We start from the raw sequence: 21,275 nt of genomic DNA on the forward strand, positions 1-21,275 counted from the left end.
CTTGTCTCCTTAAAGTGTGCCGACGGTGCCGGGTTCGAACGCTGCTTCAACCGCTGCGATGCCGTTGATCAAGGCCGCGCCGAACTCGGCCTGGCTGATCTCGAACACATCACCCGGCCGGGTACGAATGCCGTCGGCGTAGGACAGGGTCGCGGTGCCGAAAAAGTGAATGTGCACGTCGCCAGGGCGCAGGAACTGGCTGTACTTGAAATGGTGGTACTCGAGGTTTTCCAGGCTATGGCACATGTTGGCTTCGCCACTGAGAAACTCGTTCTGCCACAGCACCTCGCCGTCACGCAGGATGCGACTGGTACCCGCCAGGTGTTGGGGTAATTCACCGACCCGAAGCTCCGGACCATAGCTGCAACTGCGCAGTTTCGAGTGAGCCAGATACAGGTAATTCTTGCGCTCCATCACGTGATCGGAGAACTCGTTGCCCACCGCGAAACCGAGGCGATACGGTTTGCCGTCGTGGCCGATCACATAGAGGCCGCTGAGTTCAGGCTCCTCCCCGGCATCTTCGGCAAACGGCGGCAGCGGAAATGGTTTGCCCGGTCGCACAACGATGCTGCCGTCACCCTTGTAGAACCACTCCGGTTGCACGCCGGCTTGGCCGGCTGCGGGCTTACCGCCCTCCACGCCCCACTTGAAGATGCGCATGGTGTCGGTCATGGCGGCTTCGTCGCCGGCCTGTTGATGCATCTTGTCCCGGGCCGACGCACTGCCCAAGTGGGTCAGGCCGGTGCCGCTGACCAGCATGTGCGCCGGATCGGGGTGATCCAGCGGCGGGAGGATTTGCAGATTGGCCAGCAGCGCTGAATAGTCATGGCTGATGCCCAGCCCCAAGGTTTGAACCTGCCGCTCAAGATTGACCCCCGCCTCGATCGCCGCCAGCGCCAGATCCCGCACCGTGTGCGCATCCCGCACTTCGCGCACCAGGCCGTCGTCGACCACGCCGACGCGGCGTTCGCCATTACTCAATTCGAACTGAACTAAACGCATGTCTTTCTCCTGTAAACAAACCCGAAAACGCCGCAAGCCCGCTCCCACATTTGAATCGTGTTGACCTCAGGTACGGGTAGCGCCCCGGGCGCTGGCGGCGAACTGCTCGGCCGGCAGCACATGCTTGCGCTCCAGCAGCCGATAAACCACACCGGTCAGAACCAGGCCGAACACCATCACGCAAGACAGGAAGTACAGCCCCGACGCCAGGTTGCCGGTGTATTCCTTCAACGCACCAATCACGAACGGACCGATGTAGCCGCCGAGGTTGCCCACCGAGTTGATCAAGGCGATTCCCGCCGCCGCACTGGCGCCGGCAAAGAAGCGCCCCGGCAAGGTCCAGAACACCGCGGTGCAGGAAAATAGCGCGAACGCCACCAGGCACAGCGCTGCCAGTTGAAGCACCGGCACCGACAGCCAGGCGCTGAGGAACAGGCCGATGGCACCCAACACATACAACACCGCCAGATGCCCGTAGCGATCATTCAAACGGTCGGAACTGCGCGGCACGATCAGCAAACCGATGATCCCGAAGATGTACGGCACCGACGACACGAACCCGGTCACCAGGTCGCTGCCGCCGAACTGTTTGATCAGGGTCGGCAGCCACAAACCGAGACCGTAGATGCTCAGGGTTACCGGCAGATAAAACAGCGCCAGCAGCAACACACGTTTGTCCTTCAACGCATGCAGCGGATTGCCGTGGCGGGTCTGGCCGTATTCGGCGAGGTCTTTTTGCAGCTCAGCGGTCAGCCAGTCCTTCTCGGCCTGGTCCATCCATTTCACCTGTTGCGGGCCGTCCGGCAGGTAACGCAACACCGGCCAGGTCAGCAGGATCGCTGGCGTACCGATGACGATGAACAGCCACTGCCAACCGTGCAGCCCAAGAATGCCGTCCATGCCGAGCAAGCCGCCGGACACCGGGCCGGTGATCATCATCGCAATGGGTTGGGAAAGGATGAACAACCCGAGGATCTTGCCGCGATGGCGAATCGGGAACCATTGGGTGATGTAGTACAGCACGCCCGGAAAGAACCCGGCTTCGGCCGCGCCGAGCAGAAAGCGCATCACATAGAAGCTGTTCGGTCCCTGGACGAACGCCATGCCGATGGTGATGGCGCCCCAGGTGACCATGATCCGCGCGAACCAGCGTCGGGCGCCGAAGCGGTCGAGCATCAGGTTGCTGGGGATCTCCAGCAGAAAGTAGCCAATGAAGAACAGCCCGGCGCCAAATCCGTAAGCCGCGTCACCGATGCCGACGTCGGCGCCCATGTGCAGCTTGGCGAACCCCACGGCGGAGCGATCCACATAGGCGATCAGGTACAGCAGGATCAGGAAGGGAATCAGTTTCAACGTGATGCGACGTATAAGCCGCAATTCCTGGCTCATGAGTTCGGTCTCCGATTGTTGTTGTTATAGAACCTCGGGGGACGCCTCTCGCGGAAAACCACCAGGGCCATCCCTCCGTTGAAATCGACTATATAGTAATACTATTTTAGCAACAACACTTCCAAACAGCGGAACTTGCGCTTATGTTACGCCGTAGCTCGAACAATATAGTCATACAATAAGAGAACCGATCATGTCTGATAAGAAACCCACCCTGCGCTCCGCCCAATGGTTTGGCACCGCCGACAAGAACGGCTTCATGTACCGCAGCTGGATGAAGAATCAGGGCATCGCCGACCATCAGTTCCACGGCAAGCCGATCATCGGCATCTGTAACACTTGGTCGGAACTGACCCCGTGCAACGCGCATTTCCGCCAGATCGCGGAGCACGTCAAACGCGGGGTGATCGAAGCCGGCGGTTTTCCAGTGGAATTCCCGGTGTTCTCCAACGGCGAATCGAACCTGCGCCCCACCGCCATGCTCACCCGTAACCTGGCGAGCATGGACGTCGAAGAAGCCATTCGCGGTAACCCGATCGATGGCGTGGTGCTGCTCACCGGCTGCGACAAAACCACCCCGGCGCTGCTGATGGGCGCGGCCAGTTGCGACGTGCCGGCCATCGTCGTCACCGGCGGGCCGATGCTCAACGGCAAGCACAAGGGCCAGGACATTGGTTCGGGTACGGTGGTCTGGCAGCTCAGCGAACAGGTCAAGGCTGGCACCATCACCCTCGATGATTTCCTTGCGGCCGAAGGTGGCATGTCGCGCTCGGCAGGCACCTGCAACACCATGGGCACGGCCTCGACCATGGCCTGCATGGCCGAAGCACTCGGCACTTCCCTGCCCCACAACGCGGCGATTCCGGCGGTCGATGCGCGTCGTTATGTACTCGCTCACATGTCCGGCATGCGCGCGGTAGAGATGGTTCGCGAAGATTTGAAACTGTCGAAAATCCTCACCAAGGAAGCCTTCGAAAACGCCATTCGGGTGAACGCCGCCATCGGCGGCTCGACCAACGCGGTGATCCACTTGAAAGCCATCGCCGGGCGCATTGGTGTAGAGCTGGACCTGGATGACTGGACGCGCATCGGTCGCGGCATGCCGACCATTGTCGACCTGCAACCGTCCGGGCGCTTCCTGATGGAAGAGTTCTATTACGCCGGCGGCTTGCCCGCAGTGCTGCGTCGCCTCGGCGAAGCCAACCTGATTCCGAACCCGAACGCCCTCACCGTCAACGGCAAAACCATCAGCGAGAATACCAAGGACGCGCCTATCTACGGCCAGGACGAAGTGATCCGTACCCTCGACAAACCGATCCGGGCCGACGGCGGCATTTGTGTATTGCGCGGCAACCTGGCGCCACTCGGAGCGGTGCTCAAGCCCTCGGCCGCGAGTGCCGAGTTGATGCAGCACCGTGGCCGTGCCGTGGTGTTCGAGAACTTCGACATGTACAAGGCGCGGATCAACGACCCGGAACTGGACGTGGATGCCAACTCGATTCTGGTGATGAAGAACTGCGGGCCGAAGGGTTATCCGGGCATGGCCGAAGTCGGCAACATGGGCTTGCCGGCCAAGCTGCTGGCCCAGGGTGTGACCGACATGGTGCGCATTTCCGATGCGCGCATGAGCGGCACGGCATACGGCACGGTGGTCTTGCATGTGGCACCGGAAGCCGCGGCCGGCGGGCCTTTGGCAGCAGTGAAGGAAGGCGACTGGATCGAGCTTGATTGCGCCAATGGACGTTTGCATCTGGACATTCCGGATGCGGAGCTGGCAGCACGCATGGCCGACCTGCAACCGCCGCAACAGTTGCTGGTGGGCGGCTATCGCCAACTGTACATCGACCATGTACTGCAAGCGGATCAGGGCTGCGACTTCGACTTCCTCGTCGGTTGTCGTGGGGCCGAGGTGCCGCGTCACTCTCACTGACCCTCTGGATTCTGTAACCAAAGCAGAACCTGTGGCGAGGGAGCTTGCTCCCTCGCCACAATGATTGTGCCCGCCGCGCCTGCTATCATGCGCGGCACTCCCTCGCACAGGATCGCGCCGTTCCCCATGGATTACCGCAAACCCTCTGACCGCAAAAGCATGCATTCGCGCATCGTCCAGGAATTGGGCATGCAGATCGTCTCGGGACGTTTCAAACCTGACGACAAACTGCCCGCCGAAGCCCTGTTGTGCGAGGAGTATGCAGTCAGCCGTCCGGTCCTGCGCGAAGCCACTCGAGTGCTGGTTGCCAAGGGCCTGGTGTATTCCCGTCCGCGGGTTGGCACGGTGGTCAAGCAGCGCAAGGAATGGCACATGCTTGACCCGGACGTGCTGCACTGGCTGATGCAAAGCAGTCCGCAAAATGAATTCTTTGATCTGCTGACCAGCGTGCGCAGTATCATTGAGCCGGCCGCCGCCGCGTTGGCCGCGCAGTTCGCCACCGACGAAGACATCGCCTCCATCGGTGAAGCCTATCAACGCATGGAAGCGGCGCCGACGCCGGAAGCCTTGCTGCAGCCGGACCTGGATTTCCACAGCCGCATCGCCGACGCGACCCACAATGACTTGCTGGCGAACCTGTGCAACATGTTGTCGGTGGCGATTGCCGAAGCCCTGAAGCATTCCAACCAACGGCCAAACCTGCATGAACTGGCACTGCCACGGCACAAGGCGATCCTGACGGCTATCGAAAACCGTGACGCCCTCGGTGCCCGGCATGCAACGCTGGTGCAACTGGATGATGCGCGCAGTGCGCTAAGCACGGTACTCGGTCAAGTCTTGTAACCGCATGCCATAACCCATTCCGCACAGGCGGTGACAGAATGAGATTTCCTGCTCAGGGCCGATGATCCGGCCCAGAGGCACGGACGCTATGACAGCGCCGACCTATAACACGAAAAGGATTTCGTCATGCTCAACCCTGTTGCACCGGTATCTCCTCCATTCAGCCAACTGCCCGCCCGGGCGGTTCAGCAGCGATTCGCCAGTCGACCGACACTGCTTTCTGTGATTATCAATGCATTACGCGACAGGTTGCTGGAGCATTACCCCACACTGGATTTCGATCCGATAAAGATCAAGCTGGCCAGCCCCGCTGTCGGTGGACATTGGGATCTGAAGCCGTTGAGCCAAGTGGTTATCGACCATCTGGTCAACCCGCAGATGCTGGACTTCACCCCACAGGACTCAAGGGCGTTTTTCCTCACGCAACTACCACCCAAACGCCTGGACACCGCAGCCAAGCCTCACGTGGACATGCAAATCATTGCCAGCATCATTGCCGAGCTGCCATCGACGCTTTACCTCGATTATCAGCAGGCGTTGGCTGACTACTGGAGCCTGACCGACGACAGCGGCATCTGTCGCTGGCAATGGTTCAGCGAGTTCCTCCATGACCAGTTGAAAGCTGCAGCCTTATACGCCTCGAATCTGAGTGACGAACAGCGAGACATGGTGCGGCAGGTCACGGACTGGCCCGACAGAGTCGAGCGCTCGCCCAAGACCAGCAGAACCGTTTACGCCTGCTTTCTGGAAACGACACTCGGCAAAGACGATAACGAAATACTTCTGCTCGGGCCTGAAATTCTGCTGATGCGTGAAAAACAAGTATTGCTGTGCAGCGTTGACGGCCGCGTCCAACCTTTCGATTCCCTGGATGACTTCGGCAGCGCCTGGGGGAAGAAGATGCAAAGCGAGTTTTTGATCGACCGTCTCACCTGGAAACGCTATGAGCCCAATGGTGATCTGTTCGAGCTCCAGGCGGGTCTGATCTTTGATCGGCAGCTCAAAGACCTGGCCGCATTATCCTTTTCCGGCGCCACGAGCGAGAAAGACCTGACGCAACGTCTGGACACCCTCACAGACCCGACAACGTTATTCATCCGACAATCGACAGCGCAACCAGCGATGCTGGCACAGCTACACTCGCAATTGCCCGATTGGCTGAAACAGGCTTCGGTCACTGATCGCTTCGCCTATCGACAGCACCTGTTCGACCTCGCAAACGTCACCGCTCAAAGCCATGGACAGTCATTTAATGAAGGCATCGAAGATATCCGAAGCTTCAGCCGCGAGGCGCTGCGAGCGCAGATAAAGCAAGATCACAACGTCGACTACAACCCCGACGAGCTGGTGCTGGACTTCGCCGTCGCTGCTGGCTATCCGGGAGGTGCCGGTTTTATCGAACATGTGCGCATGTCCCTGACTGATCTGGCCCTGAAGAATCTCGCCGGCAAGCCCCGTGGCCGCCTGCGGGTTTTGCGCAAGGACGGACAGACTCCCGAAGACTGGTTGAACGAGGACTATATACTCGGCAGCAAAGGCCTGATCCAGCGCGTCGACATCGGTACGGTCTATCCGCAAAGGATCAAGACGTTATTACTATCGGACACCGTGGATGCCCGGCGCCGAGAAGCCCTGTTTACCCGCGAACTGCGAGTCCAGTTACCGATGCGCGCGCTGGAGTACAAGGTTAGAAAACAATGTGGCTTGACCGACAAGGGTTATCGCTACGTCAAAGCGCTGATGGGGCAGACACCTTCTGAGCGCAAAGTCGACGAACAGGACATCGTCATCCGTCCGCTGGCGTTTCACAGAAAGTCCGGTGCCAAACCCGATACGGTGGACAATATGTTCCTGATCGAACCCCTTGATCCGAACGTTGGCCCACATCTTCTTTATCGTCCGTTGTACGCCGAAGCCCTGCTGGAGTACCCGTCGCGCCAGGCCGTCCTCGCGGCCATTGCCGAATCCGGCGCATTGCAAGCCAGCGTGCTTACATGGATGGAGGACAATGTACGAGACATTTACGACAATGACGGGTTCAAGGAACCGCACATTGTTCGCTTTCACTTGGGCGACGAATTCGAACGCCCACGAAAACCTGCCCCCACAACCTTGGCCAGCAATGATGGTGCAGAAGTATTGCGCCAGTCGCTGCACGACGGTCGACTGCTCAACTACCTATTCACCAGCACCGCTCGCACCTTGGTCGATCTGGGCGAGCGTGAATCGGTGTCCAACAGTGAAAGCCGTTGGGCCATTCTCATGGAGGGTGCATGGTTACTCTTCAATACGCTGCTGCTACCGCTGACGCGAGGGCCGCTGATGCTTGCCGGATGGATGACGGTACTGATCACCAGCCTCAAACAGGACCTGCCCGCCCTCGACAGCGACGATCCGAAAGCCAAAGAGTTAGCGCTGATTGATCTGCTACTCAATACCGCGATGGTGCTGTTGCACCTGGGAGCCAGCTCGGAGAGCGCCCATCAGCCATTGCCATCGAAAAATCCTGAACAAACCGCCCCGCGCCTGAAACCCTGGCGCAGACTGGCAAATCACGCAGAACCGATGCCTGCCGCCCTCGTTCATCAAGGTTCGCCGGGCATCCCACAGGAACCAGTAGGTGGCAGCCATACGGTGCTGGATTTCACCAGTTCCATTGCCACCTCTAAAGCGGCCGACAAGCTGCTCAATGCCTTGTTGGACTTTCACGTGCCATGGCCGCAGAAGTTGCCACCGGCCGAGAAAAACGGTTCTCTGAAGGGACTTTTCCGGATCGACGATACCTGGCACGCCAGCATTGGCGGACTTTTTTTCCAGGTCAGCGTCGTGCCGGGCTTCGCAGAGGTCTACCTGGCAGATCCGGCCCATTCCGATCACCCCGGTTTCAAACTCGCCAGCGACGGCAAGGGGAACTGGCGACTGGATCGGGGATTGAAGCTTGAAGGCGGCATGAGGGGGCGACTCCAGGCGGTGCGCGATGAAAACCGGCTCCGGCTACATGAACTGACCACTAATAAGGATCGCCTGAAGCAGGCCCTCGCGCCATTGGTACTCTCTCAATCAGAGGCGAGGAGATCATTGTTTTCCGCGAGGGAAATGCTCGACGCACAAAAGAAAAAGCTCAGGATCGTATGGGAGTTGCTCGGCAAGGCTACACCAGAGCAAAAGGTCCAGCTGACCTCGCGTCATAGCCAGGAAGTGCTCAAGACAGCAGAGGCCGCCGCTATACATGACAGAGAGCTGAATATTTACAAGGAGCGCATTGACACGTTGAACGCAGAGATGCCGAAGTTGACCGACGCGTACAACGCCTTGATCGAAGTCGACAGAACCAGGCCTTACGAGAGCGAACGTGATAATGGGCTTTTACTCATCTGGGACGCTCTGGATATCGTTCATGAGCAAATAAAGCTGTTGGGGCGCGATCTCCTTCAGACCAGGAATGGGGAATACCTCAATGAACTCGTCGCCCGTTTTCCTGAAGAACTGGGTCAGGAAATACCGACAGCCTATTTCGAATTTGTCGACAACCGGCGGGCAGAAGTCGAGATAACCAACAGGCTCATCGAGTCCGCCAAAACACTTGAAACGACTCAGGAACAGGCAGGTGAAAAACTGCGCAGTCGAAAAATAGTGAAGCACTTGTTCAATGCCGAAAACTACCTCCCCGCTTCCATCAAGTTACATCAATTGCTGTCGCTTAAAGAATTGGTTCTGGAACGCAGTTGCCGCTCCAGAGATCCGGCAGAGTATCCCTTTGTAATGCGACTCGTCGGCTCTTCAATGGACAGCACAGTGCTGTCCCACATGGAGATCTGCAGTAGCTCCGGCTACGCAACCTCCGAGCAGATAGCCGTCCTAGAAAACATCCTCAAGCACTACGAGGAAATCGACAATGCTGTCCGTTCGTTGAATGAAATGGCATCTGGCTTTGTGCGCACTGAATATCAAACACCGTTTCTGAAGCAACTCAATGAAGCGCACGTCAGCGCCGAAGAGCAGCTGGCTGCACTGATTCGAGAAAACGAAGGGGTCGCGCCCCAGTCCGCACATACCAAACCGATCAGGACCAAGCCGTCCACCAAAAGGGTATTCAAGTCCCGCAACAAAGGCACCCTGATCGGCGACATCAGACCCTCTCGGGAAAACAATCAAGGTCGTTTCATCGATGTTCAAGATCCGATTACCGAACAGAAGATTGCCAGCTACATGGAACACCCCGAGGAAGGTGTCTGGGTTGAAGTCGTGCAGGGCCTGCCCACTCAACCAACATTGCCGCCAGGGTCGCGACCTTTATCGGCAATAAAAAAGGAAATGCACGCGCTGATTGGCCAACGGGCGGGAATCGAAAACTCGATACGCTTCCAACAGAAAAAGCTACAGGACCCTGGTCGGCTCGAAAGCCTCAACCCCCTGGACTGGAATGACATGCTGATCCAGCATGCCGAAAAACTCGACGCCCTTGCCTATGAAATTGATAGCACCCACCCTTCCGAGACCGAGGCAGCACAACTGAGCAAAACCCTTCGTGACGAGGCGCTCATAACAACTCGCCAGGCACGTCTGTATTGCTGCGAGGGCTACAAAAAACAGCTGCCCAAGGCAGAAAACATCCACTACTTATGGAAGAACGGTTTCGTTGACATCAATCTGGTGGGGCGTTTGATACCGACGGCTGCCGGAGACTATCTCACCGAATATGCGGTACGCGAAAAGAACACATTTAACGTTTTATGGTATGCGCACTTTCATTACGCCAGCCTTGATATGCCTCGACCGGACTACAGCATTGGCCATTTAAAACTACCGGAGCAGCGCTTTCTGACACGCAAGGATCTTATCCGGCAGGCCGCCGCCGACAACCGTGCCGTGGCCAATCTGGAGAAATCGCTGATCAAACCGCCACTGGATGAAACACTGTTCTTAAAACTCTGAATCAAGTTTCCAACCCTGAACAACACGCGATAAAAAAAGCCGCAACCCATGATTGCGGCTTTTCTGTTTCAGCCAGGGATCAGTGAGCAAACAGCGAGTTGCCCTTCTGCCCCGCCAGTTTCTCTGGTTTGATCAGGAACCGTGCCAGCGCTGGCAGCAGCCACAATGCGCCGAACATGTTCCAAAGCAGCATGAAGGTCAGCATCAGGCCCATGTCGGCCTGGAACTTGATCGCCGAGAAGATCCAGGTGCACACGCCAATCGCCAGGCACAGGCCGGTGAACAGCACGGCTTTACCGGTGGACTTCAGCGTCTGGTAGTACGCCTCTTGCAACGGCAGGCCGGCACGCAGGAAGCTTTCCAGACGGCTGTAGATGTAGATCCCGTAGTCCACGCCGATCCCCACCCCGAGCGCCACCACTGGCAAGGTCGCGACTTTCACGCCGATCCCCATGAATGCCATCAGGGCGTTGCCAAGTACCGAGGTCAACACCAGCGGCAGCACGATGCACAAGGTCGCCGCCCAGGAGCGGAAGGTGATCATGCACATGGTCGCGACGCAGATGTACACCAGAACCAGAATGGTCAGTTCGGAGCGTTTGATCACCTCGTTGGTGGCCGCTTCGATCCCGGCGTTACCGGCGGCGAGGATGAATTCCAGACCTTCCTTGTTGTTGTCCTTGGCAAAGTCCTGCACCGCATGGACGGCGCGGTCCAGCGTTTCGGCCTTGTGGTCGTTGAGGAACACCAGCACCGGCGCCAGGGAGCAATTGTTGTTGTACAGACCATCGGCACGGGCGATGGAGTTGTTCAGCACGTCCGGGTTGCGCGACAGGGTTTCCCATTTCAGGTTGCCCTCATTCATGCCCTTGATCATCTGCTTGGACACGGTCACCAGGGAAATGGCCGACTGCACGCCCTCGGTGTTCTGCATCTTCCACATCAGCTCGTCGATCGGCGCCATGGCCTCATAACGCGAGCACCCTTCGGATTTGGTCTTGACCATCACCACCAACACGTCGGAACTGGTGGAGTAGTTGTTGATGATGAAGCTGTTGTCCTTGTTGTAACGCGAGTCCGGACGCAGTTCCGGTGCGCCTTGGTCGAGGTCGCCGATTTTCAGGTTCTGGCTGTACCAGAGGCCGCCACCGAAGGCGATCAACGCCAGGGCAATGGAGATCGGTGCGACTTTCGGACTGGCAAAGTTCGACAGCAGGCGCCAGAACGGATGTTCGCGGTGCGCGTCTTTCTTGCTGCGTTCGACGGCGCGTTTGCTGATACCGACGTAGGAAATCGCCACCGGCAGCAGGATCAGGTTGGTGAACACGATCACCGCCACGCCAATGGACGCGCCGATGGCCAGCTCACGAATCACGCCGATGTCGATGATCAACAGGGTGATGAAGCCCACTGCATCCGCCAGGATCGCGATCATCCCCGGCAGGAACAGCTGACGGAATGTGCGGCGCGCAGCGGTCAGAGCGTTGTCCGCTTCGCTGGACTGCAAGGCGATACCGTTGATTTTCTGCACGCCGTGGGAAATCCCGATGGCGAAAATCAGGAACGGCACCAGCATCGAGTACGGATCAAGCCCGAAGCCGAAGAAGTGCATCAAGCCCAGTTGCCAGACCACCGCCACCAGCGTCGTACTCAATACCGCCACGGTGCTGCGCATGCAGTTGGTGAACCAGTACAGCAGAATCAGGGTAATGACGAAGGCGACACCGAAGAACATCACCACCATGACCAACCCATCGATCAGGTCGCCGACTTTTTTGGCGAACCCGACAATGTGGATCTTCACGTTGGGGTTCTGGGCTTCGAACTTGTTGCGGATCTTGTCTTCGAGTTCGTGGGAGAACTTGCGGTAGTCCAGTGCCAGCAACTTGCCCTGGTCCTGCGGGTCCGGGTAGGACTCCAGCAGCGGGATGTCGACGATGCTCGACTTGAAGTCGTTGGCCACCAGCCGCCCGACTTGCCCGGACTTGAGCACGTTGTTGCGCAGCAGGTCGAGGCTTTGCTGGGAGCCGTTATAGCTCTGGGGAATCACTTCACCGCCGGCGAAGCCCTCCTCCGTCACCTCGGTCCAGCGCACGCTCGGGCTCCACAGCGACTTGAGGCCGGAACGGTCGACGCCGGAGATGTAGAACACCTCGTCGTTGATCTGGCGCAGGGTCTCCATGTACTCCTTGGAGAAGATGTCGCCATCGGTGGCCTCCACGGAAATCCGTACCGTGTTGCCCAGGTTCGCCAGATCGTTGCGGTGCTCCATCATCTTTTCAATGAACGGATGCTCGAGCGGGATCATTTTTTCGAAACTGGTGGACGGTCGGATCAGCGTCGCCTGCCAGAACAGGAAAATGCTGACCAGCAGACAGATGACGATCACCGCTGGGCGGTTGTTGAAGATCAGGCGCTCAAGAAACGTCGCCTTGTCCTGATGAGGAGTGCGTAAGGATGTCATAGACCCGCCTTCTTATTATTTGCCCGGCTCATTTGGACGACCCGTTTTTTCCATTCTCTGCGCCGGTGGGCGAAGTGACGCGAACGCCACCCTGTCCTGCCAGAATCAGATTGCCGTTGCCCGCGGCCGTGACCGCCGAGACGGAGATGCGATCCGGGCGGTTGAACACGCTGAAGGTTTCACCGTCGTCGCTGCTGCGAATGACGCTGCCGCCGTTGCCGACGATCACGATGGAACCGTCTTCAAGCAGCGTGGCGCCAGACAGGCCGAATTCCAGCGCACCGCGTGCAGCCTTGAGTTCGACCTGCTCCCAGGTGCTGCCGAAATCAGTGGAACGGTAAAGATTGCCGCGCAATCCATAGGCCAACAGCGTGGCCGGTTGCGCGGTGCCGATCACACCGAACAGCGAGCCGTCGTAGGGGCCTTCCAGCTTTTCCCAGGTTTGCCCGTCATCGGCGGAACGGAACATGCTGCCCTGCTCGCCGACGATGAAAATGCCGGAATCCTTGACTGCAGCAATAGCATTGAGGTGGTACTGGTCTTCGTTGTCCAGGCGATCGCTGACGTCTTCCCAGTTTTTGCCACCGTCGGTGGTTTCCAGCAAGGCACCGTAAGCGCCCACGGCAAAGCCGCTGTTGACGTCCTTGAACCAGACATCAAGCAGCGGCGACTCGCGTTTCAAGTCTTCGAATTGCTTGGTCCAAGTGACGCCGCCGTCTTCACTGGCGAGGATCTGCGCGTCATGGCCGACGGCCCAGCCGTGTTTGTCATCGACAAAATACACTGCTGTCAGCAGTTGCCGGGTCGGCACCTTGGCCTGGGTCCAGGTCGCGCCCTGGTCATCGGAATACAGAATGTGCCCGCGATCGCCGACCGCCACCAGGCGCTTGCCGGCGTGCACGACATCGAGCATCAGGCCTTTGCTGGCCTTGGCGGATTCAACGGAATAGACCACGTCGGACGCCGACGCGGCAGCAGCCAGCACAGGTGCCGACAGCACGGTACAGCCCAACAGCGAGAGCGCTGTAGCCAGCAACGCGAACCTGCGTAACGCCGGCGGGCGGCAAATACTCACACCCATGACAGGCTCACTCATAGACCTTCCCCCATTATTATTGTTAGGCCGTTCAACCTTTCAGGGCGCCGTAGGGGGTGCTCACCGGATTGGCCTATTAAGAAGCATAGTCCTGAAACCCGCAATCCAGAGCCCCTTCGGAAGCTGGGCTTATCCTATCGGGGTTTGGAAAGGTCTGACAATCGACGCCACGTTATGTTTTGTTAACTGGAGGGGGAATGGGTTGTGGGTGAATGATTGGGTATCAGGTGGGGTGATTGGTGTACATATCCGTTTCTGCGGTAACGGCGGCTATTGGTTCCGCTCTTACAGCGGGTCACTTTGGAAAAGCCCCAAAGTAACCAAAGGGCTTCTGCCCCTTTCGTTCGGTGCCTCGCCCAGGCTCGGCATGCCCTCGCTCCGGTCCTGCTCCGTGGGCCCGCCGCGATCGGCCATCCATGGCCGTACGCGGCTAACCCGGCATCCATGCCGGGTTGCCCACTACACAGAACCTCCACTCGGCCTCTCGAGGGGGCGGTGCGTCAAAATCAAAAGCAAGGCGGCCTACAGGCCGGCCTGATCTCAAGCGAACGCATTTCCCTGTAGGAGCTGTCGAGCGAAGCGAGGCTGCGATCTTTTGATCTTGCATTTGCTTTGCTTTGGCTTTTGATCTTGATCTACCCGCCCCTTCGGGAGGCTGAGTGGAGGTGTTCATCTGGGGATTGGCGCGCAGCGCCGTTCGACGCAGTCGAACTCATCGCATGTAGGTCGTAGCGAAGCAGACCGTAGGGCGATGCCCCCAGATGGATACCGGAGCGAAGGAACGCCGAGCCTTAGCGAGGGGCCGTACGTTTGGGGCGAGACCTTTTGGTTCCTTTTGGCTGGGCCGGCACTCCGGGCGTTTGCCAAAAGGGACTCGCCGTAAGGGCGAAACCATAAGTAGCCGTTACCGCAGAAACGGATATGTACACGATCAAAGAGCCCGGTCGGCTATCAGGCCGCCTTCGCGGGCAAGCCTCGCTCCTACGGGGTCCGAGTGGACCCTGAAGGAGCAAGGCCAAACTCAGGCCAGGCTCTTGCTGACCACTTCAAACACATCGCTGGACAGCTGACCCGAAGCACGAATGCGCTCCAGCTCACCTTTCATCAACGCCTGACGAGCATCATCGTACTTGCGCCACCGAGTCAGCGGAGCCAGTTGGCGAGAGGCGATCTGCGGGTTAAACCCGTTCAACTCGATCACCAAATCCGCCAGGAACCGATACCCGGAACCATCCGCCGCATGGAAGTTGATCAGGTTCTGCCCGGCAAACGCACCGATCAGTGCCCGCACTTTGTTCGGGTTCTTGATGTTGAACGCCGGGTGTTGCATCAAGGCTTTGACCCGCGCCAGGCCGCCTGGCAATACACTGCCAGCCTGAACGCTGAACCACTGATCCATGACCAGCGGATTGTCCTTGAAGTGCTCGGCGAAGCTCGCCAACGCCGTGGCTTTCTGTTCTTCGAACGGCGAATTCACCAACACTGCCAATGCGGTCAGGCGCTCGGTCATGTTGTCGCTGGTGTCGAACTGCTCAAGGGTTGCCGCCAAAACTTCCGGCTTGCCGCTGAGCATCAGGTACGACAACGCAATGTTTTGCAGCGCGCGGCGGGCGAAATGCTCGGCCTCGGCCACATACGGCGTTTTCTTCGAGAGATCGCGATTGGCCTGATAACGCAGCCACAATGCCTCGAACAAACCTTCAGCCAATTGCTTACGGGCAAACTCGCGAGCCGTATGAATGGCGTCTACGTCAGCCACTTCACTGATCTCAGTCAGATATGCCTCGCCCGGCAGCGAAAGCATTTCCGCGACCATCGCCTGATCCAGTGTTTCGTCGGACAGCACGGTACGCAGCGCTGCAACCAAACGCTGATCCAGCACCAGCGCCTCGCCCTTCTGCTGCTGGGCGATCAGCTCTTGCAGCACCTGCACCGACAATTGCTGGCCGGCATCCCAACGGTTGAAACCGTCGCTGTCGTGCTGCATCAGGAACATCAGTTGATCGCGGTCGTACGGGAAGCTCAGTTTCACTGGTGCCGAGAAACCGCGCAGCAATGACGGCAGCGGTTTTTCAGCGATGTCGACGAAGGTGAAGGTCTGCTCGGCTTCAGTCACCGAGATAACCCGCGAAGTGCCTTGAGCACTGGCTTCACCGGACAGACGCAATGCAATCGCCGCGCCTTTCGAATCAAGCAGGCCCAGCTCCACCGGAATCACGAACGGCAACTTCTCAACCTTGTCCGGGGTTTCCGGGCAGCTCTGGCGGAAGGTCAGGCTGTAGGTTTTTGCCGCTGCGTCGTAGGACTCGCTAACCGCCAGACGCGGTGTACCGGCCTGGCTGTACCAGCGCTTGAATTGGGTCAGATCAACACCGTTGGCGTCTTCCATGGCTTTGATGAAGTCGTCGCAGGTCACGGCCTGGCCGTCATGGCGTTCGAAGTACAGGTCGCTGCCTTTGCGGAAACCGTCGGCGCCAAGCAAGGTGTGGATCATGCCGACCACTTCCGAACCCTTTTCGTACACGGTCAGGGTGTAGAAGTTGGAAATCTCGATGAAGCTGTCCGGGCGCACGGCGTGGGCCATCGGGCCGGCGTCTTCGGCGAACTGGTGGGTGCGCAGGTACGCCACGTCCTGGATGCGCTTGACCGTGGCCGAGTTCATGTCGGCAGAGAATTCCGAATCGCGAAACACGGTGAAGCCTTCTTTCAGCGACAACTGGAACCAGTCGCGGCAGGTCACACGGTTGCCCGACCAGTTGTGGAAGTATTCGTGGGCAACGATCGCTTCTACACGCTGGTGCGCGGCGTCGGTAGCCGTTTCGGCGCGGGCCAGCACGGCGCTGGAGTTGAAGATGTTGAGGCCCTTGTTTTCCATGGCGCCCATGTTGAAGTCGTTGACCGCGACGATCATGAAGATGTCCAGGTCGTACTCGCGACCGTAGACTTCTTCGTCCCAACGCATGGACTTCTTCAGGCTGTTCATCGCGTGCTGGCACTTGTCGATGTTTTCCGGCTCGACGTAAATGCGCAGCGCCACGGAGCGCTCGGTCATGGTGGTGAAGGTGTCTTCGACGCACCACAGGTCACCGGCCACCAGCGCGAACAGGTAGGCAGGCTTCTTGAACGGGTCTTCCCAGGTCGCCCAGTGCCGGCCGTCTTCGCCGGGGCCCGAGGCAATCGGGTTGCCGTTGGACAGCAACACCGGATAGCTGTGCTGCTCGGCGACCACCGTGGTGGTGAACGTGCTCATCACGTCCGGGCGGTCGAGGTAATAGGTGATCTTGCGGAAACCTTCGGCTTCGCACTGGGTACAGAACATCGTGCCGGATTTGTACAGGCCTTCCAGGGCCGTGTTGGTTTCCGGGTGGATCCGGACGCTGGTGTCGACCGTGAAGCTTGTACTGGCCGGGTGCAGGGTCAGGTGGTTCTCGGTCAGTTGATAGTCGGCAGCGCTCAGTTCGCGATCAGCCAACGTCACCGACAACAAGTCGAGTTGCTGACCATCCAGCACCAGCGGCGGCAGGCCCGGGCCACGTTCAGGGTTGCGGCGCATCACCAGTTGCGCATGGACCAGGCTGTGGTCCTCGAACAACTCGAAGGTCAGGTGCGTCTCGTCGATCAGGTACTCGGGCGCCTGATAGTCCTTCAGGTAGATCATCTTCGGTTGTTCGGTGCGCATGCTGGAGTCCTTACTGATGCACGGCGAGCTGGTAGGCCGTGTATTTACGAATATTGATCACGCCGGTGTCGAAAATCAGGTACTGGCCCTTGATCCCCAGCAGCGTGCCTTCGGCAATCGGGTTCTTGTCCAGGTTGAAGCTGACAATCTTGGCCGGGTATTGCTCGACCGGATAGCGGATTTCCAGAGGTTCGACATCGGTAATTGTCTGGATTGCTTGTAGGCCGAATCGTTCCTGCAAACTGTGCAAACCGTCCGCACAGCTCTCGAACAGCTGATCGCGAACCTGCACCAGATCCACCGACACCGCATCGCCCTTGAGTAAAGCACGCCAGTTGGTCTTGTCGGCAACCTGGCTACGGAACAGATCCTCAACAAAGCCCGACTGCTGGCGGGTCGCGACGCGCACGATCGGCAAGGCCTGGCTAGCGCCCTGATCGAGCCAGCGGGTCGGCAGCTGGGTGGCGCGGGTAATCCCGACCTTGATCCCTGACGAATTGGCCAGGTAAACCACATGGTCGGTCATGCAGAATTTTTCGCCCCACTCAGGCTCGCGACAGGTGCCGGCGTCGAAGTGACAACGCTCCGGGCTCATGATGCAGATGTCGCACTGGGCCAGTTTGGTCATGCACGGGTAGCAGTAGCCCTGGCTGAAGCTGGTTTTGGTCTTGCGTCCGCAATGGGTGCAATGGATCGCCCCCAGGTATTCCAGGCGCACCGTGCTGCCGATCAACGGATTGACCGGTACCTCGGCGTCGCCCAGACGAAAAGCGTACTGCACGTTCGGCCCGTCAAGACGCGCCGACATTTTGCTGATTGCACCGCGGCCAATCTCGATCAATGGATGGCATCCGATTTGAACAGGATGTTTGGCACTTCGATCGACTTCGACGAGCACTCCTGCGGGCCCATGTAACCGGTGCGCTCTTCCTCCGGCAGGTTCTGGATTTCCCAGGCGATCATCGCTTGCAGCGACAATTCGCGCTGCTCGGCGGTGAGTTTGCCGCCGTCGGACCATTTGCCGATTTCCACCGCCAGTTTCAGGCTCTGGTAGATATCCGGGGTGATGTTTTTGATCATTTCGTTAAAAGAGGACATCAAGGGCTCCGCGCTCTTTATTCACATAACAGTTTTAGAGGGCCAGTTTACGGCGGTTGTACAAACCACCCAACAAACCGGTGAAGCATCCGATGAGTAACCCGCTGACATGGGCTGCGTTGGCAATTTCGCCAAAACCGATCATCGAAACCAGCCCGGTCAGGCACAGCAGCAACCACACCAGCATCATCACCAGTACCCCACGCGGCAGGCGATAAGCCGGGTTGGGCGACAGAAGCTGGAAGATCCAGCAATGCCCGAGCAAGCCGTACAGCACCCCGGACAACCCGCCAAACAGGGTCGGGCCACTGAAAAGGAACTGGGCGTAGTTGGACACCAGGCTGAACAGCAGCGTCAGGCCAATCAGGTTGATGCTGCCCTGCCGCGACTCGATGCGCCGCCCCAGTTCCCAGTACCACATGCCGTTCATGGCCAGGTGCAGGATGCCGAAGTGGATCAGCATCGGTGTCACCAGACGCCACCACTGCCCCGCCGCCAGGCTGTCGGCCAGTGGTGTGAAATGGATGTATTCGCCGACCACGCGAAAATCGAGAAAGGTCAGCCAGTGCATCGTCTCGAGGTTATCGCCAAGCAGCGTCACCATGCCGACGATCAGGCTCAGCAACAGCACAAACGCTGTGGCCTTGCTGTGGCGCAACTGTTCGACGAAACCCGGACGCGACTGCGCCGGCGCCATCGGGATATCCAGTTGTTGATCGGGGTCGCCGGCAGGAAAGCGTTCGTACAACGAACGCACGTCCTCGCTGATGCTGGCCGGCACCCACAGCACTTGCTCGCCCGCCTCTTCGCTGACCCGATGGGGCACTTGCATGCGCTGCAGCAGCTTGACGAACCCGCTCAAATCCACCGCCAGAGGCAGGCGCAATACCGCAACCGCCGTCATTGCAGCACCTCCGGCCGTTCGACATCGACCCAGACAAATTTATGCGGATCGAGGCGGGTTTCCTGATCCAGGCGATAAGCGACCAGTTTGCCGTAGAGCACCGCGCTGTAATCCAGGCACGCCAGGTTCGGGCGGATCGGCGCCGGTTTGCCGCTGCGCCAGTAATGGCCGACAAACAACAGCGGCTCATCGATGCCGTAACGCAGCAGGTTGTCTTTTTCGGTGGACGACAGCGGCGTACGGGCCACCGGTTCAGGCAAGGCGTCGGGCTGGAACACGATGTCTCCGTAGGTTTGCGGGTCGTCTTCCCAGAATTTGGTGCGGAAAAACGAGCGTGTCAGGCCGTCGCCGCTGGTCATGGTCAAGCCGTGGGGCAAGCGCATGTCGGTGCCGCGCAGCAGGCGATCGAACACAGTACAGGCGAAACTGCCCGGCACCGCGGAGGCCTGGAGAAAGTGTTCATCGATGCAGCCATCGGGAAACAACCCGCGCAACGGTTCGATCAGGCCGGCGTCCCAGCACGCATGCACCACCCGGAAGCGCCCGGCATCGACGAACAATGGCAGCTCATAGAACCATTGCAGGAAGTCGTGCCAATCCTCGGGATGATCTTCGAACTGAGTCAGGGTTTCCTTGAGCAGGCGCGCGTGGCGCGGCGTATGGTCACGCACGAACTGCTTGCCACTGCCCGGCGGCGCCGGCGTGCTCCAGCCCAGGGCGTTGAATTCATGGTTGCCCATGATGCACAGCGCCTGGCCGGCCTCGACCATGTCGTGGACGATGTGCAGCGCCTCGCGAATCCGCGGGCCACGGTCGATGATGTCGCCGAGGAACACCGCCATGCGCGACGGATGCCGCCAGACGCCTGCCTGCTTGTGGTAACCGAGCCGGTCGAGCAAGTGCTCAAGGGTCAGAGCGCAACCGTGCACGTCACCGATCAGGTCGTAGCTACGCGCGGGATCGAGCATCAGTCGCCTCCACCACCCAACTTGCTGCCCCAGCCGAGCTTGGTCCGGCAGACTTCATAGTAGTTGTGGTCCAGCGGATGAATCAGCCGCAGCTTCTGCGCTTTCTTGCTGATGGTGATGGTGTCACCGGGCGCGCAGGTGAAGTGATTCTGCCCGTCACAGGAAACTTGCGGGTAAATCTGCATATCTTTGGACACGACGATTTTCAGCTCACTGTTGCCATCGACCACTATCGGCCTGCCTGACAAGGTATGGGGGTACATCGGCACAATCACAATAGCGTCGAGCTTGGGATGCATGATCGGGCCACCCGCCGATAACGCGTAGGCGGTCGAACCGGTCGGCGTGGCGACGATCAGGCCGTCGGCCTTCTGGCTGCAGACGAACTGGCCGTCGATGTACAACTCGAACTCGATCATTCGCGTCGATTTGCCGGGGTGCAGCACCACGTCGTTCAGCGCATCGCCCTGGCCGATGGCTTCGGCGTGGCGCCGGACTTCGGCTTGCAGCAGGAAGCGGTTTTCCACCAGATAGTGGCCGTCGAGTACTTCGGCGACTTTGACTTCCAGCTCATCGGGGCGAATATCGGTCAGGAACCCCAGGCTGCCACGGTTGATGCCGAGTACCGGAATATTGTGTCGGGCCAGCGCCCGGGCCGCGCCCAGCAGGCTGCCATCACCGCCGACCACAATCACCATGTCACAGACTTCACCGAGCATCTTGCGCGACGAGGTTTGCAGGCCATGGCCCGGCAGGACTTCGGCGATGGTGTCTTCGAGGATCACGTGCAGGTGACGATCGAGCAGAAACCGTTTCAGTCGGCGGACGGTATCCAGCACCTGAGAACTGCCCAGGCGACCGATGATGCCGATATTACGAAATTGCTCCATGGGGTTCCTATTAGGATGCGGGGGCCTGCGACGGCGAAAAACACGATTATGGGCGAAAGCGCGGTGTAGACAAAACC

General features: G+C 59.0%; 13 protein-coding genes. 3 read left to right on the top strand and 10 right to left on the bottom strand.

Annotation, left to right across the window (positions count from 1 at the left end):
- Nucleotides 1-9: 9 nt before the first annotated feature.
- On the bottom strand, nucleotides 10-1,002 hold the full coding sequence (araD1, locus tag ACZ9BB_RS11385) for an AraD1 family protein (RefSeq protein WP_476213866.1): 993 nt from the start codon (nucleotides 1,000-1,002) through the stop codon (nucleotides 10-12).
- A gap of 66 nt (nucleotides 1,003-1,068) precedes the next feature.
- Nucleotides 1,069-2,391: an MFS transporter gene (locus ACZ9BB_RS11390; protein WP_476213867.1), complete on the bottom strand. Its 1,323-nt coding sequence runs from the start codon at nucleotides 2,389-2,391 to the stop codon at nucleotides 1,069-1,071.
- A 193-nt stretch (nucleotides 2,392-2,584) separates the two neighbouring features.
- Between ACZ9BB_RS11390 and ACZ9BB_RS11395 the strand changes: the two genes are divergently transcribed.
- From ACZ9BB_RS11395 to ACZ9BB_RS11405, 3 genes are all read left to right on the top strand, one after another.
- On the top strand, nucleotides 2,585-4,321 hold the full coding sequence (locus ACZ9BB_RS11395) for an IlvD/Edd family dehydratase (protein ID WP_476213868.1): 1,737 nt from the start codon (nucleotides 2,585-2,587) through the stop codon (nucleotides 4,319-4,321).
- 126 nt (nucleotides 4,322-4,447) lie between these two features.
- Nucleotides 4,448-5,164: a FadR/GntR family transcriptional regulator gene (locus tag ACZ9BB_RS11400; RefSeq protein WP_476213869.1), complete on the top strand. Its 717-nt coding sequence runs from the start codon at nucleotides 4,448-4,450 to the stop codon at nucleotides 5,162-5,164.
- 126 nt (nucleotides 5,165-5,290) lie between these two features.
- A complete protein-coding gene (locus ACZ9BB_RS11405) occupies nucleotides 5,291-10,099 on the top strand; it encodes a dermonecrotic toxin domain-containing protein (protein ID WP_476213870.1) in 4,809 nt (1,602 codons plus the stop codon).
- A 79-nt stretch (nucleotides 10,100-10,178) separates the two neighbouring features.
- Here ACZ9BB_RS11405 and ACZ9BB_RS11410 read toward each other — a convergent pair whose 3' ends face one another.
- From ACZ9BB_RS11410 to ACZ9BB_RS11445, 8 genes are all read right to left on the bottom strand, one after another.
- Nucleotides 10,179-12,563 carry an efflux RND transporter permease subunit gene (locus ACZ9BB_RS11410; RefSeq protein WP_476213871.1) on the bottom strand — a complete coding sequence of 795 codons (2,385 nt, stop codon included), beginning with the start codon at nucleotides 12,561-12,563 and terminating at the stop codon, nucleotides 10,179-10,181.
- A 28-nt stretch (nucleotides 12,564-12,591) separates the two neighbouring features.
- Nucleotides 12,592-13,659 carry a WD40/YVTN/BNR-like repeat-containing protein gene (locus ACZ9BB_RS11415; RefSeq protein ID WP_476213872.1) on the bottom strand — a complete coding sequence of 356 codons (1,068 nt, stop codon included), beginning with the start codon at nucleotides 13,657-13,659 and terminating at the stop codon, nucleotides 12,592-12,594.
- A gap of 1,021 nt (nucleotides 13,660-14,680) precedes the next feature.
- Complete coding sequence (pepN, locus tag ACZ9BB_RS11420) at nucleotides 14,681-17,338, bottom strand: aminopeptidase N (RefSeq protein WP_476213873.1); 2,658 nt, start codon at nucleotides 17,336-17,338, stop codon at nucleotides 14,681-14,683.
- A 10-nt stretch (nucleotides 17,339-17,348) separates the two neighbouring features.
- Nucleotides 17,349-18,179 (bottom strand): DUF2797 domain-containing protein, encoded by an 831-nt coding sequence (locus tag ACZ9BB_RS11425; RefSeq protein ID WP_476213874.1) that lies wholly within the window; start codon nucleotides 18,177-18,179, stop codon nucleotides 17,349-17,351.
- On the bottom strand, nucleotides 18,176-18,436 hold the full coding sequence (locus tag ACZ9BB_RS11430; RefSeq protein ID WP_007906784.1) for a YeaC family protein: 261 nt from the start codon (nucleotides 18,434-18,436) through the stop codon (nucleotides 18,176-18,178). Before ACZ9BB_RS11430 ends, ACZ9BB_RS11425 begins: the two co-directional genes overlap by 4 nt.
- Nucleotides 18,437-18,470: 34 nt before the next feature.
- Nucleotides 18,471-19,340, bottom strand: coding sequence for a rhomboid family intramembrane serine protease (locus ACZ9BB_RS11435; protein WP_476213875.1), 870 nt, complete (start codon nucleotides 19,338-19,340; stop codon nucleotides 18,471-18,473).
- Nucleotides 19,337-20,311: a metallophosphoesterase gene (locus tag ACZ9BB_RS11440; protein WP_476218275.1), complete on the bottom strand. Its 975-nt coding sequence runs from the start codon at nucleotides 20,309-20,311 to the stop codon at nucleotides 19,337-19,339. Before ACZ9BB_RS11440 ends, ACZ9BB_RS11435 begins: the two co-directional genes overlap by 4 nt.
- Complete coding sequence (locus ACZ9BB_RS11445; protein WP_007906781.1) at nucleotides 20,308-21,198, bottom strand: NAD(+) kinase; 891 nt, start codon at nucleotides 21,196-21,198, stop codon at nucleotides 20,308-20,310. Before ACZ9BB_RS11445 ends, ACZ9BB_RS11440 begins: the two co-directional genes overlap by 4 nt.
- Nucleotides 21,199-21,275: the final 77 nt, after the last annotated feature.

Source organism: Pseudomonas sp. TE3552, from assembly GCF_056278945.1.

Coding starts and splice junctions, on each gene's coding strand:
- araD1 (WP_476213866.1), bottom strand. CDS start 1,002: ATGCGTTTAGTTCAGTTCGAATTGAGTAATGGCGAACGCCGCGTCGGC.
- ACZ9BB_RS11390 (WP_476213867.1), bottom strand. CDS start 2,391: ATGAGCCAGGAATTGCGGCTTATACGTCGCATCACGTTGAAACTGATT.
- ACZ9BB_RS11395 (WP_476213868.1), top strand. CDS start 2,585: ATGTCTGATAAGAAACCCACCCTGCGCTCCGCCCAATGGTTTGGCACC.
- ACZ9BB_RS11400 (WP_476213869.1), top strand. CDS start 4,448: ATGGATTACCGCAAACCCTCTGACCGCAAAAGCATGCATTCGCGCATC.
- ACZ9BB_RS11405 (WP_476213870.1), top strand. CDS start 5,291: ATGCTCAACCCTGTTGCACCGGTATCTCCTCCATTCAGCCAACTGCCC.
- ACZ9BB_RS11410 (WP_476213871.1), bottom strand. CDS start 12,563: ATGACATCCTTACGCACTCCTCATCAGGACAAGGCGACGTTTCTTGAG.
- ACZ9BB_RS11415 (WP_476213872.1), bottom strand. CDS start 13,659: ATGAGTGAGCCTGTCATGGGTGTGAGTATTTGCCGCCCGCCGGCGTTA.
- pepN (WP_476213873.1), bottom strand. CDS start 17,338: ATGCGCACCGAACAACCGAAGATGATCTACCTGAAGGACTATCAGGCG.
- ACZ9BB_RS11430 (WP_007906784.1), bottom strand. CDS start 18,436: ATGTCCTCTTTTAACGAAATGATCAAAAACATCACCCCGGATATCTAC.
- ACZ9BB_RS11435 (WP_476213875.1), bottom strand. CDS start 19,340: ATGACGGCGGTTGCGGTATTGCGCCTGCCTCTGGCGGTGGATTTGAGC.
- ACZ9BB_RS11445 (WP_007906781.1), bottom strand. CDS start 21,198: ATGGAGCAATTTCGTAATATCGGCATCATCGGTCGCCTGGGCAGTTCT.